This window comes from Pseudomonas sp. LAMO17WK12:I5, assembly GCF_900215165.1.
Lineage (GTDB): Bacteria > Pseudomonadota > Gammaproteobacteria > Pseudomonadales > Pseudomonadaceae > Aquipseudomonas > Aquipseudomonas putida_A.
Window position 1 is genome coordinate 291432 of the sequence record NZ_OBDS01000005.1, and the last position, 14734, is coordinate 306165.

Annotated in this window: 16 protein-coding genes; 4 read left to right on the plus strand and 12 right to left on the minus strand. The window is 59.6% G+C overall.

Features of this window, described 5'->3' with window-relative positions:
* Positions 1-35 precede the first annotated feature (35 nt).
* The 9 genes from CRO59_RS10905 to CRO59_RS10945 form a co-directional block, all read right to left on the minus strand.
* Positions 36-1358, minus strand: coding sequence for a transporter (locus CRO59_RS10905; RefSeq protein WP_096796550.1), 1323 nt, complete (start codon positions 1356-1358; stop codon positions 36-38).
* A gap of 45 nt (positions 1359-1403) precedes the next feature.
* Positions 1404-2150: a hypothetical protein gene (locus tag CRO59_RS10910; RefSeq protein WP_027612700.1), complete on the minus strand. Its 747-nt coding sequence runs from the start codon at positions 2148-2150 to the stop codon at positions 1404-1406.
* A 44-nt stretch (positions 2151-2194) separates the two neighbouring features.
* Positions 2195-2875 (minus strand): C39 family peptidase, encoded by a 681-nt coding sequence (locus CRO59_RS10915; RefSeq protein ID WP_027612701.1) that lies wholly within the window; start codon positions 2873-2875, stop codon positions 2195-2197.
* A 63-nt stretch (positions 2876-2938) separates the two neighbouring features.
* The gene (locus CRO59_RS10920) at positions 2939-3940 is read right to left on the minus strand and encodes a hypothetical protein (RefSeq protein WP_007964628.1); all 1002 of its coding nucleotides are present in this window, start codon (positions 3938-3940) and stop codon (positions 2939-2941) included.
* A gap of 73 nt (positions 3941-4013) precedes the next feature.
* Positions 4014-4586, minus strand: a complete 573-nt coding sequence (locus CRO59_RS10925) for a hypothetical protein (RefSeq protein WP_027612702.1) — start codon at positions 4584-4586, stop codon at positions 4014-4016.
* A 1-nt stretch (position 4587) separates the two neighbouring features.
* Positions 4588-5037 (minus strand): hypothetical protein, encoded by a 450-nt coding sequence (locus CRO59_RS10930; protein WP_027612703.1) that lies wholly within the window; start codon positions 5035-5037, stop codon positions 4588-4590.
* Positions 5038-5372: 335 nt separating this feature from the next.
* Positions 5373-5897 (minus strand): AAA family ATPase, encoded by a 525-nt coding sequence (locus tag CRO59_RS10935; protein ID WP_097087353.1) that lies wholly within the window; start codon positions 5895-5897, stop codon positions 5373-5375.
* On the minus strand, positions 5894-6457 hold the full coding sequence (gene pnuC / locus CRO59_RS10940) for a nicotinamide riboside transporter PnuC (protein WP_097087355.1): 564 nt from the start codon (positions 6455-6457) through the stop codon (positions 5894-5896). Before pnuC ends, CRO59_RS10935 begins: the two co-directional genes overlap by 4 nt.
* Positions 6458-6625: 168 nt before the next feature.
* Entirely contained in the window at positions 6626-8260 is a 1635-nt protein-coding gene (locus tag CRO59_RS10945) for a methyl-accepting chemotaxis protein (protein ID WP_097087357.1), read from the minus strand.
* Positions 8261-8564: 304 nt separating this feature from the next.
* Here CRO59_RS10945 and CRO59_RS10950 point away from each other — a divergent pair, with 304 nt between their 5' ends.
* Together CRO59_RS10950 and CRO59_RS10955 are read left to right on the plus strand one after the other, a co-directional pair.
* Positions 8565-9395 (plus strand): undecaprenyl-diphosphate phosphatase, encoded by an 831-nt coding sequence (locus CRO59_RS10950; protein ID WP_027612707.1) that lies wholly within the window; start codon positions 8565-8567, stop codon positions 9393-9395.
* The gene (locus CRO59_RS10955) at positions 9392-9820 is read left to right on the plus strand and encodes a DUF1294 domain-containing protein (RefSeq protein WP_027612708.1); all 429 of its coding nucleotides are present in this window, start codon (positions 9392-9394) and stop codon (positions 9818-9820) included. Before CRO59_RS10950 ends, CRO59_RS10955 begins: the two co-directional genes overlap by 4 nt.
* 125 nt (positions 9821-9945) lie before the next feature.
* Here the strand turns inward: CRO59_RS10955 and CRO59_RS10960 are convergent, their stop codons facing one another.
* A complete protein-coding gene (locus CRO59_RS10960) occupies positions 9946-10305 on the minus strand; it encodes an MmcQ/YjbR family DNA-binding protein (RefSeq protein ID WP_097087359.1) in 360 nt (119 codons plus the stop codon).
* The gene (locus tag CRO59_RS10965; RefSeq protein ID WP_007964611.1) at positions 10302-11210 is read right to left on the minus strand and encodes a LysR substrate-binding domain-containing protein; all 909 of its coding nucleotides are present in this window, start codon (positions 11208-11210) and stop codon (positions 10302-10304) included. Before CRO59_RS10965 ends, CRO59_RS10960 begins: the two co-directional genes overlap by 4 nt.
* A gap of 125 nt (positions 11211-11335) precedes the next feature.
* Between CRO59_RS10965 and CRO59_RS10970 the strand changes: the two genes are divergently transcribed.
* Together CRO59_RS10970 and CRO59_RS10975 are read left to right on the plus strand one after the other, a co-directional pair.
* The gene (locus tag CRO59_RS10970; RefSeq protein WP_027612710.1) at positions 11336-11947 is read left to right on the plus strand and encodes an FMN-dependent NADH-azoreductase; all 612 of its coding nucleotides are present in this window, start codon (positions 11336-11338) and stop codon (positions 11945-11947) included.
* A gap of 238 nt (positions 11948-12185) precedes the next feature.
* Positions 12186-13223, plus strand: coding sequence for a dienelactone hydrolase (locus tag CRO59_RS10975; RefSeq protein ID WP_027612711.1), 1038 nt, complete (start codon positions 12186-12188; stop codon positions 13221-13223).
* A gap of 123 nt (positions 13224-13346) precedes the next feature.
* Here CRO59_RS10975 and CRO59_RS10980 read toward each other — a convergent pair whose 3' ends face one another.
* Positions 13347-14534 (minus strand): MFS transporter, encoded by a 1188-nt coding sequence (locus tag CRO59_RS10980; protein WP_097087362.1) that lies wholly within the window; start codon positions 14532-14534, stop codon positions 13347-13349.
* Positions 14535-14734: the final 200 nt, after the last annotated feature.

Below are 14734 nucleotides of genomic sequence, written 5' to 3' on the forward strand. Positions count from 1 at the left end.
TCTGTAGGAGCTGCCGCAGGCTGCGATCTTGTGCTTTAGAAGTAGTACGGGAATTTCAGGCTGAAGGAGAAGTCCGGGGCATCGTCGGTCATGCCGATCGACAGGTTGGGCACGATGGTCAGGTTATCCGTGGCGGCAATGGTCATGCCGACGTTGAAGTAACCGGCGTTGGCGTCACTGGACACCACCGATTGCCAATCACCGCCATCCTGTTTCAGCTTGCTCTTGCGCTGCACCAGGTCAGACACCGAGAACGACATACTCATCTTTTCGTTCAGAGCGAACGCAATACCGGCGCCGATCTGGAAGCTGTCGCCAATCTTTACCTTGCCCGGGTTTTTCTGGTTGACGGTCGAACTGATGTCGTCGAACGACTCCTCCAGGTTGTGGGTGTAGGAGAGGCTGCCGAACAGCACCGCCGGGTCGAACGTCTTGACCAGCGAAACCCCGGGTGTGATCGACCAGACACCGTTACCGGTTGGCAGCGTGTCAGGCACGAACAGGTTGGAGTTGGCGTCGGTCTGGCGCAGTTTGATGCCGAACGGATCCTTGCCGGTTGGCGCCTTGACCCGCAGGGTGACCACGGCGTCCGGGGTGTTGACCGACTCGTCGAGGAACTTGTAGGCAATACCGAAGTTGACGTCGCCGAGGGTCGGGTCGCGCGAAACATCCTGTTCCGTCGTGACGTTTGATGCACCACCGTTGCCGCCGCCGGACTGGTAGGTCGATTCGCGGTAAACCACCGGCACGTTCACGTCGAACTGCCAACGGTTGTCGAAGTTGTAGCGCCCGGTCAGGTCCAGCGTCCAGGTGTCGGCCTTGATCCGGTCGAGGTTGATGTTGCCCAGAAAGATCGAGTCCAGCGCGAGGAAGCCGTTGAGGATCAGTTGCCGGGTGTCGTAACGCGAGTAGGTCACACCGGTTTCAAAGCTGAATTTACCGCCGCCGAAGAAGCCGCTGGCCTCGTCGTAGAGGTTGGACACGCTCTGTGCCGGTTGCGAATCATCGGCCAGCGACTGGCCGTAAGAAGCGCCACTGCCCCCGGCCGCGCCCCCCGACGCTGCTGCGGCACCGGTACCAGGCGCTCCGGTACTGGTAGCGACTTTTGGATTGCCTTTCATGTCAGACGGCGACTTGGCCAGGCGTTTGGGTTGCGGGGCTGCCGGTTGGTCCTCGACCTGACGGACCCGTTGTTCGAGCACCGCCAGGGCCTTTTGTTGTACTTCGTATCGTTGCTTCAGCTCCAGAAGTTCCTGTTTCAGGGTCTCCACATCTGCGTCGGGTGCTGCTTGCAGCATCGCCGCAGGTAGAAGAGTACTCAGACATACAGCGGCACGCAGTGATACTGATCGATACATGAATAAGCCGTCCCTTTAAGCCCAATGATCGAGACTCAGCGTAGTTCAATATCCGATATTGCGTAGTGCCCTGAGTTGAGTCAGGTTGCAGTCCAGTGCGCCGGGGCTGATGCCGTTATTGTTAAGCACAACATTGAGTTGGGTCATGTTGTTGACCACGTTGGCGCTGCCCAGCAGGCGGGTGTTCTGCAGCAGGCCACCCTGGGCCACTTGTTGCAGGGCGGTGCCTTGATTGCCCGAGGCCTGAATGGCCATTTGCACGCCACTGTTGGTGGCCGAAACGGCGACACTGCCGGCGGCATTGCTGGCCCCGATAGTCTGCCCGGCCATCAGCGCCTGGCCTTGTGCGGGTGCCAGCGGAGGAGGGGTATTGGCTTCTTTTACGTTGATGGCCACGTTGTTGCTGGCGGTGTTGCCGTCGCCGGCGGCGCGTACGCTTTGGGTCACGCCCTGGCTGCTGTTGAGTGCCGCGCCACCAATGACATTGCCAGTGCCCGGAGTCGGGGTGCTGCCGTTGCCCTGTTCCTTGATGGTCGAGACATAGAATTCCGGTTTGATCGTGGCGGCCTGGATTTGCATCGACGTCGCAGCGCCGATCAGATCACCGCTGGCGTTGCGCCAGGTACTGCTCATGACAATGCCGAAGCTGATGATCCGCCCCGGCATGACGTAACGACCACGAAGCTGGGACAGCTCCTGATCCTGAACTTCGATGGGTTTGAATCCTGCATTGGCATAGCCTGACGCGCTCGCTGCCAGGCAGGCGGCGGCCAGCCAGTATGAGGTTTTCATCTGCTGCTCCCGGGACATCCAGCCCCATTCTTTATAATCGGCGATTAAAAGAAGTCGCTCTGTATGAACCCGAAGTCCATCAATTCGGCATCTCTGACAGGGTTGAAGTTATCCAGCTTGTTCTTCGCGGTCAGCGGGGTCGGCGGCATGCGCAATGCATTGGTTTTGTCATAACCGGGGCCGACGATGGCGAAGACGATGCCGTTCCAACCTTTGACAAAGTCATCATGGGCGTAGCGTTTATGGCCTAAGACGGGATCTCCGATATAAACCCAATCCTTGTCCGAACGCTGCAGCACCACGAAATGCTTGTAGCCGCGAATTTCCATCAGTACCACCACCGGGATGGTTACGTCGTCGAGTTTATCCGGTGGAATCTTGTAGCCCCTGGCGCGCATGCCGATGCTTTCTATGTAGCGTTTCATGTCCAGCATGGAGAAACCTTGAGTACGCACAAGGTCCTGGTCAGCGTTGACCAGCATGCCTTTGATGATGTGCTCTTCATCGACGTCGAGCCAATAAGCTTGGCGCAGTACCGTGGCCAGTGCGGCGGCGCCGCAGCTGAAATCGGTTTTTTGTTCGACGATGTCGGCAAACTTGCGTTCACGAATGCTTTGCACGTTCTTGTAGACGAGTACGCCGCCGGGCAGGGCAGCGACGGGCATCTGGGCAGCCTGGGTCAGGCCGGACAGGCAAAGCAGGGCGATAAAGGCAGTCTTACGCATGATCGATACGCCTTTGCGGACTGAGGAAAAGCCCCGTTTCCGGGGCTTTCGTTTCGATCGCGATTACATGCAGGCTTTGCAACCTGCAGCGATGGACAGCGAGTTGCTTTGTTGGTTGCCAACACCGGCGGCGTTGTTGTAACCAGCGTTACCGGAGAAGTTGTTACCAACGTTCGAGATGTTCGCGTTGTTGGTCACAGGGTTTTTCCAGCCATCAGGGGTCAGCACTTGTTGAGTGGTGACGCCAGCCAGGCCGAAGACACCGACAGCTTCGAAGGTGGCTTTCTGATCTTTGCTGCCGCCGTTACCGCCATGGCCGCGATCGTTGTCGCCATAGCCGCCACCGCCGTGGCCTTTATCACCTTCGATGGTAGCCTTGCCAACGGCAGCGAACGCGCCGACGGCGGCCACGGTGCCGGTGAGGGTATCTTTTTTGTAGGTTTGAGTGCCGTTATTGGACACAGTCAGGCCAGTGGAGCTTTGGTTCGCAGCAGCAGCAGCGTTAGCTACACGACCACCCGATACAGCAATAGCCAGGTTGTTTTTCTGTTGGTTGAAGTTGCCGGCACTGTTGTTCACGCCAATGTTGCCGGAACCGCCGTTACCCACGTTGTTGAGGTTGGCGTTGTTGGTTGTCGAGTAGTTGGCAACCGCGTTGTTGTTGTTGACCTGAGTGGCGCTGGAGACAGATACCGCGCTGCCGAAGATAAAGCTTTCGTCGGCAGTCGCCAGTGCAGCAGCGTTGTCTTGCTGGTTGCCATCGCCGGCGGTGTTGTTCATGCCGACGTTGCCGTTGGTGCCATTAGCCGAGTTATTGACGTTGGCATCGTTTTTGGTGCCTTGGTTACCCACCAGGTTGCCATCGCTGTTCTGCGTGTCGAGTACGGCAGCCCCGGCGCCGGCTCCGATTTGCAGAAGTTGTTCCAGGGTAGGGCCTTTGGGTTCATGGTTGCCATGGCCATTGCCGTGCCCGTTACCATGATCATTGCCGCCTGCCTGAGCCGCCATTGCCATTACTGCTGCAAGTGCGAAAACCAGTGGTTTGAGAGCCATTGTAGGTTTCATGGTGTTTCTCCATCGTGCTTATTAGTTGGTTAAGTGTTGGTACTTTCTAATTGCACTGCTTTTGTTGTTTGGGTCAGTCAGCGACCCGGATGCTCAGGGTGTTAGCCATACGGTTCCCCACCCCGGCACTCTGGTTCACCTGAATCACCCCTCGGCTGCCGGTGAAGGCCTGATCACTTGTCGTGACCTGGCGACTGCCGGGTGAGGTGCCAGTTGCTCCTGAGCTCGGTAAAAGCGCCACGTTCTGTTGCGACAGGGCGCTGTCGTCAACGCTTTGCGGGGCAGCACTGATGCTGACGCGCGTCACGTTGGCCATCTGGTTGTTGGCCCCGGCGCCCTGGTTCACGCCCAGGATTCCGTTGCCATTACTGAAAGAGTTGCCGCCAATGGTGGCGCTGGCGTTCGTTGAAGGGTTGGCCGGTGTATCGATGTGCTGCCGGACGTTGGTGGTAGCACTGGCCGAGGTACCAATGGCGATGGCTTTGGTATTGGTTTGTTGCATCTGGTCGCCAGCAGCCTGGTTGACGTTGTAGTTGCCGCGGTACTGGACGCCGGTGTCCTGAATGTTCGCGTTATTGACCGAGTCGGGGGCGGCCAGCGCCTGGACGCAGCCGAAAAGGGCAAGTAAAAGAAGAGAACGATTCATCTCATTGCCCTCCGGCCATGCGGGTCAGCGGAGCAAGACCTGAACTCATCGCACGGTTGACGGTGTTGGAGATCGAGCCGCCCGCGCCACCGCCGTGACCGCCGCCCATGCCGGGCAGGCCGTTGGGATTGGTCAGGGTGTTCATGCCAGGCATGTTGGCGGTGGGCGTGGTGATATTGCCGCGAATCGAAGCGCCACTGGCTACACTGGCAAATTCACCGTCATTGAGCTCGGTGCTGGTCATCGCCTGATTGATGCGAGCCGAAGGGTTGGCATTGACCGTGGTTGGGTAGGGGTCTTTGCCACCGCTGCGCCCGATAGGAATGGGCTGAACGTCGCGGTTGAGAACGATCACGCCATTGCCTTCGGCCTGAACGTTGAAACTGATGAATGTGCTGGCGGCTGATCCAATCAGCAGAAGGCAGGTCAGGCCTTTATTGATATTCCCCACGGCGGCAATTCCTTCTTCAGTGGGCTGGCTCTTGTCAGCGTTGGGAAGGAGAGAGCGAAAGCTGTGCCGCTTTTGAGTTGTCTATTGTTTTCAACGGGTTGGCGCTGAGGCACGCAACGTTGATACATAACCTGTTTCAGCGCTGAAACAGTCATGTCGACAGCGGCGGGGGCAGGGGCGGTGCAAAGCTCTGGAACAAGGGTTTGCCCGGGACTGTTTCACTGGCGTAACAGATGCCCTTTCAGAATGATGAAGGCCATTTAAACGGCTGCTTTGCGCGGAGTCGGGTGTTTCAGGAATGGACACTTGGGCTCCGAAAGGAGCTGTTTGCCAGGTCAATCAGCCATCAAACGCGCCACGGCTTCGAAAGCCTGAGACCGCCGCTCATCCCAATCGCCCTGAATGATCTGCAGCGGTTGCCGTTGTTGTTCCAGCCAGTCGCGCGTGGCCTGAAAGAACGCCATGCGTTCGCTGAGTTGCGGCTGGCAGCGTTGGCCGTCGTCGGTCCAGTCGATCTGCTCCGGCGACAACAGCAGATGCAGGTCGTAATGCCGGGCCAGCAGCTCGGGTTCCAGCCATGCCGGGCAGTCGCCAAACAGGGTCTGGCTCCAGAGGATGTTGCTCAGCAAATGGGTATCGAGAATCAGCAATGGCGGTTGCTGCGCCCGCGCCTGATCTTCCCATTGCAGCTGCCCACGGGCGATGTTGGGGATGTCGTTGAGGCAGGTATCGCGTGGATTCTGCTCGATGAACCAGCGCACGTATTCGTCCACCCTCAGGCCGCCGAAGCGCGCCTGAAGGCCAGCGGCCAGCCAGCTCTTGCCGGTGGATTCCGGGCCGGTGAGGACAACCACCTTCATCGCTGCAACGCCGGATCGGCGCGCCATTCGCGCCAGCCCTGCACAGCAATCAGGGTGAACAGGGCATACAGCGCGGCGGTGAGGTACAGACCCTTGTACAGGAACAGACCGACGAAAATCACATCCAGCACGAACCACAGCGCCCAGCATTGCAGACGTTTTTGCGCCATCCACAATTGCGCAACCAGGCTGAACGCCGTCAGCGCGGCATCGAGCCACGGCTGCGCCGCGTCGGTCCAGTGCGCCATGGCCGCACCCAGCAGCAGACTGCCGAGGGCGCCTACGCTCAGACCGAGCAGGATCGAGCGCCGATCCAGACGCGTGACTTCACGGCCGTCTTGCATCGTCCCGGCGCGGGTCCATTGCCACCAGCCGTAGACTTGCAGCGCGGCGTAAATCACTTGCAGCAACATGTCCGAGTACAGCTTCACGTCATAGAAAATCCAGCTGTACAGCAACACCATGACCAGGCCGATCGGCCAGCACCACGGATTCTGTTTGACCGTCAGCCAGACGGCGATCACACCGAGGGCGGCGGCAAACAGTTCAAGCCCGGACATGGGGGTTCCTTGGGGGAGTGCAAGAAGGGGCGCAATTGTACCCAAAATCCTTGAATGACGAATAACCCTGTGGGAGCGAGCCTGCTCGCGAAAGTGGTATGTCAGCAACGCAGATGTTGACTGACATTAAGCCTTCGCGAGCAGGCTCGCTCCCACAAGGGTGAGGGGTCAGACGCGGAACTGGCGCAGAAGCTGGTTCAGCTGTTCACTCAATTGCCCCAATTTCACGCTCGCCGCACTTGACTGCTCCGCCGCCAGCGCTGTGCTGTGAGACAGGCCGGCGGCCTTTGTGACGTTCTGGTTGATGTCCTCGACCACATGCGCCTGTTGCAACGTGGCGCTGGCAATCGACGCGTTCAGGCCGTTGAGGTTGCGCAGTGCCTGGCCGATGGCGTTGAGACTGGCGCCGGCAAGGCCAGCCTGTTCGATGGTCAGTTGCGAGGCCTTGCTGCTGTCGCCAATGACTTTCACCGCTGCTTCGGAATGATTCTGCAGGCGTTCGATCATGCTTTGAATTTCCGCGGTCGACTTTTGCGTGCGCTGCGCCAGCAACCGCACTTCATCGGCCACCACCGCAAAGCCCCGGCCCTGTTCCCCGGCGCGGGCCGCTTCGATGGCCGCGTTGAGCGCCAGCAGGTTGGTTTGCTCGGCAATCGAGCGGATCACCTCCAGCACACTGCCGATCTGCGTACTTTCGGCTGCCAGGGTGCGAATCACTTCGACCGCTTGGTCAATGGTTCCGGACAACTTGTCGATCTGTTGCAGACTGCCGTCGATGTTGATCTGGCCCTGCTGCGCCTGAGCTTCGGCATCGCGCATTTCAGCGGCAGCATGTTCGGCGTTCTTCGCCACATCCTGCACGCCGTAGGTCACTTCGTTGATCGCGGTCGCCACCAGTTCCATCTGCTGCGATTGCTGTTGGCTGCGCTGCTGGGCCTGAGTCGCATCGTTGCCCAGTTCACTGGACGACTGACCCAGCGCACTGGCCGAAACCTGCAGGTCACCGATGACCCGGCGCAACTTGGCGGTGAAGGCGTTGAAGTGATGCGCCAGTTGCGTGACTTCGTCCTGACCGTGGGTGTCGAGGCTGCGGGTCAGGTCGCTCTCGCCGCTGGCGATGTTGGCCATGGCGTTCACGGTTTCCTGCAACGGACGGACGATGCTGCGGGCAATCAAAATCACCAGCAAGGCCATGATCACGGCGATCACCAAACCAATCACCGAAGCCTTGATTAACTGCCCCCGGAACTCGCTCTGCACATCATCGACGTAAACGCCCGAACCGAGCACCCAGCCCCACGGCTCGAACAATTTTACATAGGAGGTTTTCGCCACCGGTTCGCTTTCACCGGGCTTGGGCCAGCGGTAATCGACCATGCCCGCGCCTTTGCTTTTGGCGATCGCGACCATCTCGTTGAACACCGCGAAACCGTCTGGGTCGCGGATCGCCGAGAGGTTCTGGCCTTCGAGTTTGGGGTTGGTCGGGTGCATGACCATCACGGGGGTGAGGTCGTTGATCCAAAAGTAATCGCTCTGGTCGTAGCGTAGGCCACGAATGGCGGTCAACGCCTGTTTCTGCGCGGCGTCGCGGGTCAGGGTGCCGGCGGTTTCCAGGTCGTGGTAATAGGTCAGCAGGCCGCTGGCGGTCTGCACCACATGCTGGGTTTTCTGCGCCTTGGCGTGGTACAGGTCATCGTGGATCTGCTTGAGCATCAACACGCCCAAGGTCAACAACATGACCACGGCCACAATCAAAATGAGCCACAAGCGTCGGCTGATCGACACACTGCGCAAGCTGTTCATAACGCTGTCACTCCGATTTCTTTTTCTTGTAATAAATCAACGCCAGCATCCAACCACGTTTGGGTGGTCAGGCATACGCGACCCAAGTCGAATAACGCCGCAGCACTATTAAGGCTTGTCTGTTAGGATTTCGGCCCCGCGCGTGAAAACCTGAATCCAAATTGATATTTCACGGAATTTTGACCGTTTCGTGTGGATGCTGTGTGCGCGGAATCGGTACAGCTACAAACAGCTACGCTGATCGCAGTGAACGTAAAAAAATACTATCGGGGCATGCCGTTGTGCATCGCTCTTTGGGGGACTGATGGATCTTTGGACCGCCTTGCAGGCACTGATTCTTGGAGTTGTAGAGGGGCTGACGGAGTTTTTGCCCATTTCCAGTACCGGACACCAGATCATTGTTGCCGACTTGCTCGACTTCGGTGGCGAACGGGCCATGGCGTTCAACATCATTATTCAGCTCGGCGCGATCCTCGCGGTGGTCTGGGAGTTTCGTCGCAAGATTCTCGACGTGGTGATCGGCTTGCCGACCCAGCCGAGTGCGCGGCGTTTTACCGCCAACCTGCTGATCGCGTTTCTGCCGGCGGTGGTGCTGGGGGTGATTTTTGCCGACCTGATTCACCAATACCTGTTCAATCCGATCACCGTCGCGACCGCGCTGGTGGTGGGTGGTGTGATCATGCTGTGGGCCGAGCGTCGGCAACATGAAGTGCACGCCGAAACCGTGGACGAGATCACCTGGAAGGACGCGCTGAAAGTCGGTTTCGCGCAGTGTCTGGCGATGATCCCCGGTACCTCGCGTTCCGGCTCGACGATCATCGGCGGCCTGCTGTTCGGCCTGTCGCGCAAGACCGCGACCGAATTCTCGTTCTTCCTGGCGATGCCGACCATGGTCGGTGCGGCGGTGTACTCCGGTTACAAGTATCGCCATCTGTTTGTGCCGGCAGACTTTCCGGTGTTCGCCATCGGCTTCATCACCGCGTTCATCTTCGCCATGATCGCCGTGCGCGGTCTGCTCAAGTTCATCGCCAGCCACAGTTACGCGGCATTCGCCTGGTACCGGATTGTTTTCGGTCTGGTGATTCTGGCGACCTGGCAGTTCGGCTGGGTGGATTGGTCGGCGGCGAAACCATGAGTGATTCCCGCGCGCGCCGCCCGGATGGACGACCGTCCGGTGGCGGCATTCAGCATCTGAAACTGAAACTGGCGGTGCTGCTGATCGTGTGCGCGCTGCCGCTGTTCGGCTCGCTGTCGATGTGGCTGCGCGGCATCTCGCTGGTGCCGTTGACCGCTTATGGCGTGGTCAGCGTGCTGGCGTTTTTCATGTACTGGGCAGACAAGCGCAAGGCCCGCGCCGATGCGTGGCGCACACCGGAGAACATCCTGCATGCGCTGGAACTGGCCGGCGGCTGGCCCGGCGCGCTGATCGCCCAACAGGTATTCCGGCACAAGACGCGCAAGGTGTCGTTTCAGATTCTGTTCTGGGTGATTGTGGCGCTGCATCAGGTGTTCTGGATCGACCAGTTGTTTCTCGGTTCGAACCTGCTGTCACATATTTAAGCTTCACACATGACCCATGTGGGAGCGGGCTTGCTCGCGAAAGCGGTGTGCCAATGGACGAATATGTTGTCTGACACACCGCTTTCGCGAGCAAGCCCGCTCCCACCAAAATCAAAATCAAAAAGCTAGAGCAACAATCCGATTTGGGTTTTTTTGGGCAATTTGCCTACCACCAATTGATGCGAACGCGTCAGTAATCCCTGCAGCTCCTCGGCACCCAGCGGGTAGGGCGGGTGGATGATGATCCACTGCGCCCGCGCCAGATAAGGTGCCGGGTGAATACCAGGACGGTCGCAATGGCCGAGAAACAGATCCTTGTCGACCTTGAACGCCAGTGAGTCCCCGCGCAGCCCTTGCAGGGCAAACATCTTGTTGCCGGCAATCGAGAACACCCGCACGCCGCCCCATTTGTAATCCTCCCGCGCGCCCGGCAAGGCCAGGCAGAAGGCGGCGACATCCGCTTCGTTCATCTTTCCCTGTTTCATAACAACCGCTCCCCGCACGCATTGAACGATTCGACCAGATGATCGATCCATGCCCGCACCGCCGGCATCACCCCGCGTCGATGCGGATACACCGCCTGCAACCAGCCGCCGGGCAACGACCACTCGGGCAGCAATTGCACCAGCGCGCCGCTCTCAAGGTCGGCTTCGCAATACATCATCGGCAGCAGAGTGAAACCCTGGCCGGCCAGCACACAGGCCTTGCGCACGATGAAATCATCGATGCCCAGCCGCGCTTCCATGTTCAGTTCGACGCTGTTGCCTTGCTCGTCCAGCAAGCGCACATGCACCATGCGATCGGCCTCCAGCGCGCCGAGCACCGGCAGGTTCTTCAAGTCCTGCGGATGAGTGATGGTTTTGCCCTCGACAAAAGCCGGGCTGGCCACCACGACCATTTGTGCCTGGCGCAGACGCCGGGTGACCAGCAAGGGATCTTCATCGCCCAACTCGCGTACACGCAGGGCCACGTCGAAGCCTTCGGCGACCAGATCCACCCGGCGATTGAGCAGCACGACCTCCAGTTGCACCTGAGGGAATTTGCCGAGGAATTCGCTGATCACCCACGGCAACATTTCCCGCGCCAGACCGGTAGGACAGGATACGCGCAGGCGGCCACGTGGCTCGCTGGACATGCTGGCGACCGCTTCGTCAGCCATCTCTGCTTCCAGCAGCATTGCCTGACAGTGACGCAAGTAGCGCTCGCCAACCGCGGTCAGGTTCAACTGGCGCGTGGTGCGTTGCAGCAGGCGGGCGCCAAGGCGTTCTTCGAGTTCGGCAATGCGTCGTGACAGGCGGGACTTGGGAATGCCCAGCAAACGCCCGGCTGCGGCGAAGCCACCGGCCTCGACCACCTTGGCGAAATAGTAGAGATCATTGAGATCCTGCATGAAAAGTCCACCGTTCTATCAGTGGGACGAACTATCGCATTGTCGGCGGCTAATCAGCTATTGGTTTCTTCCGTAGGATTGTCTCCATTCCGTCGCCGCCGGCGATTCTTTACAGGAGATTCCACATGAAACTGCTGCACATCGATTCGAGCATTCTGGGCGACAACTCCGCTTCCCGTCAGTTGAGCAGCCAAGTCGTCAAAGCCTGGCAAGCCGCCGAGCCAACCGCCGTGGTCACCTACCGTGACCTGGCCGCCGACGCCATCAGTCACTTCTCGTCGACCACCCTGGTGGCTGCCGGTACCACTGCTGAGCTGCGCGACGCCGCACAACAGCACGAAGCCGAACTGAGCGCCTCGACCCTGGCTGAATTCATCGCTGCCGACGCCATCGTCATTGCCGCGCCGATGTACAACTTCACCGTGCCGACCCAGCTCAAGGCCTGGATCGACCGCGTCGCCGTTGCCGGCCAGACTTTCCGTTACACCGAAGCCGGCCCTGAAGGCCTGTGCGGTGGCAAGAAAGTGGTGATCGTCTCCACCTCCGGCGGCATCCATGCCGGTCAGGCGAGCGGCATCGCTCACGAGGAATATCTGAAGCTGGTACTGGGCTTCCTCGGCATCACTGACATCGAAATCGTCCGTGCCGAAGGTCTGGCCTACGGTGATGAAGTGCGCAACAACGCGATGAGCGCTGCTCAGGCGAAGATCAGCGAGCAGTTGTTCGCCGCCGCGTAAGCATTGCGTAAAGACCAGCTGCCGTTCAGGTAGCCCCTCAAAAAACTCTGTATTCTGGTTCTGCAAGGGCCAGATGCGGAGTTTTTTGTTTCTGACTGTTGCATAATCTGGCCCGGGTTATGCAGTCAAACGATCAACGTCTGAGTGCACCGTTGCGCCGGATCTCCGAACCTCAGGGTTTGGGGCGTGTCGGAACACAAAGGATCTTTCGATTGAGTAACACAGGGTGGGCCATCCCATGATGCGTCTTTGTGCAACGTTACTGATTTGCCTGCTCGGCAGCCTCGGTTCAGTGCATGCCGCGCCCGGGCGACACCCTGTCTGGAGTGTCGGTTACCACGAAATGACATTCCTCGATCCGCTGGATCTGCAACCGATGCGCGCCATCGCCTTCTATCCTTCCAGCGACCGTGAACATAGCAGCCTGCTTGAGGGTTACACCGTCGAGGCCGGCGCTGACACCAAGGTGGCCATCGGTCGTTTTCCGATGCTGATGCTGTCTCACGGCAACACCGGAACGCCGCTGGCGCTGCATGACCTCGCCACCTCGCTGGCACGCAAGGGCTTTGTGGTGGTCGCGGTGATTCATCCCGGCGACAACTCCAAAGACCACAGCCGCCTCGGCACCCTGAGCAATCTGTATGGGCGGCCGATCCAGATTTCCGAAGCGATCACCGCGACCCTCGGCGACCCGATGCTCTCGCCGTTCGTCAACGCTGATCAGGTCGGGGTCATTGGTTATTCGGCCGGTGGCGAAACCGCGTTGATTCTCTCCGGCGCGCAGCCGGATCTGGATCGTCTGCGCCGCTACTGCCAGGAACGCCCTGACGACCATGATGCCTGCAACACCCAGGGTGAACTGATCGTCGACCGCGACGATTTGCAGCCAGTGGCCGATTCGCGCGTGCATGCCTTGCTGCTGATGGCGCCGCTGAGCCTGAAATTCGGCCGTAGCACCCTGGCGGATGTGCATGTGCCGGTGCTGCTGTACAGCGGCGATGGCGACAAACTGGTGGCCTTCGACAAAAACGCCGCGGCTCTGGCGCGCAAACTGCCGACCGCGCCGGACTTCAAGTTATTGGCCGGGGCAGGGCACTTCGTATTCATGGCGCCGTGCAACGAAGAGCAGATCCGCGCCATGCCGGCGTTGTGCACCGACGCCGACGGCGTGGATCGCGAAGACATTCACCGCAACCTGATCTCCGAGGCCGGGCAGTTCTTCTCGCGCACGCTGGGCAAGCCGAGCCGGGCGGGGATGCAGACCGCGGATCAATAAACGACTCAATTCCCCCTGTGGGAGCGGGCTTGCTCGCGAATGCGATAGATCAGTCACTCTATATTTTGACTGACCCACCGCCTTCGCGAGCAAGCCCGCTCCCACAGTGATTTGTACGAAATTTCAGGATGTCGAGTGGCGCTTGAGTAGCAAGGTCAACCCCAGCCCGATCACCGACAACAGCGCCGCAATGAAGAAAATCCACGCATACCCCAGATTCAACGCCACCGCACCCATCAACGGCCCGGCAATCGCCAGCGCCAGATCAAAGAACACCGCATAAGCCCCCAACCCCGAGCCACGGCTGGAGCTGGGCACCTGCTTGATCGCCTCGACCCCCAGCGCCGGATACACCAGCGACAAGCCAAACCCGGCCAGTCCCGCGCCAATCAGGGCGAACGCGGTAGAGGGCGCGAGCCACAACAACACCAGGCCGACGGTCTCGATGCTCATGCAGGCAATCGCCGAATTGAAACCGCCAAAGCGGCTGATCGCCGAAATGAACAGCAGCCGCGACAGGATGAAACACACGCCGAACACCGTCAGGCAATACGCCGCGCCGCTCCAGCCACGGTTGAGGTAATAAAGGGTGATGAAGGTGGTCAGCGTGCCGTAACCGATCGACGCCAGAGTCAAACTGGTCCCATACGGTGCAATCCGCCCGAACACCGCCCAAAAAGGCAGCCGTTCACCGCGCACCACCGGCACCGAAGGCTTATTGCGGATCAACACCAGGGCGCCCGCGGCCAATATCGACAAGGCGATACCCAGGCTGGCAAAGCCGTAGTCGGCGACCATCACCACGCCCAGCGGTGCGCCAATCGCTATTGCGCCATAGGAGGCAATACCGTTCCAGCCGATCGACCTCGCCGTGTGTTCGACACCGACCTGGCCCATGCACCAACTGATGGTACCGACGCCGATCAGGCCCTGTGCGACGCCGAGCAGCAGTCGACCGATGATCAGAATGATCAGGCTCGGCATCGGGAAGTCCTGCAACAGCGTTGAGATCAGCGTCAGCAGCCCGCTGAGCACAATCCCCGACAAGCCAAAAACAATCGCCCGTTTGGTACCCAGCGTATCCGACATGCGTCCGGCCATCGGCCGACTGAGCAGGGTGGCCAGATACTGCGAGCCGATGACCAGCCCCGCAATAATGGCGCTGAAACCCAGCTGCTCATGCACATAACCGGGCAGCACCGCGATCGGCAGGCCGATGCACAGGAAGGCGACAAAGGTGTAGAACACGATGGAGACGATCTGCAGGGTGATCGCCAGGGAGCTTTGCGGAGGCGGTTGCTGCGCAGACATGTGGACTCGTTCGCGGGCGGCGGTGGGAGAGTGGGCATCATCGCTGGGCGCTGGAATAAAAGGAAGCAGGCTAACTATTTTTCCTGGAGGCGGTGGTGTTTTCGAGGGCCTCTTCGCGAGCAGGCTCGCTCCCACAGGGGACTGCTTTCCAAAATGTGGGAGCGGGCTTGCTCGCGAAGGCAGTCGCACCAACATAGTTT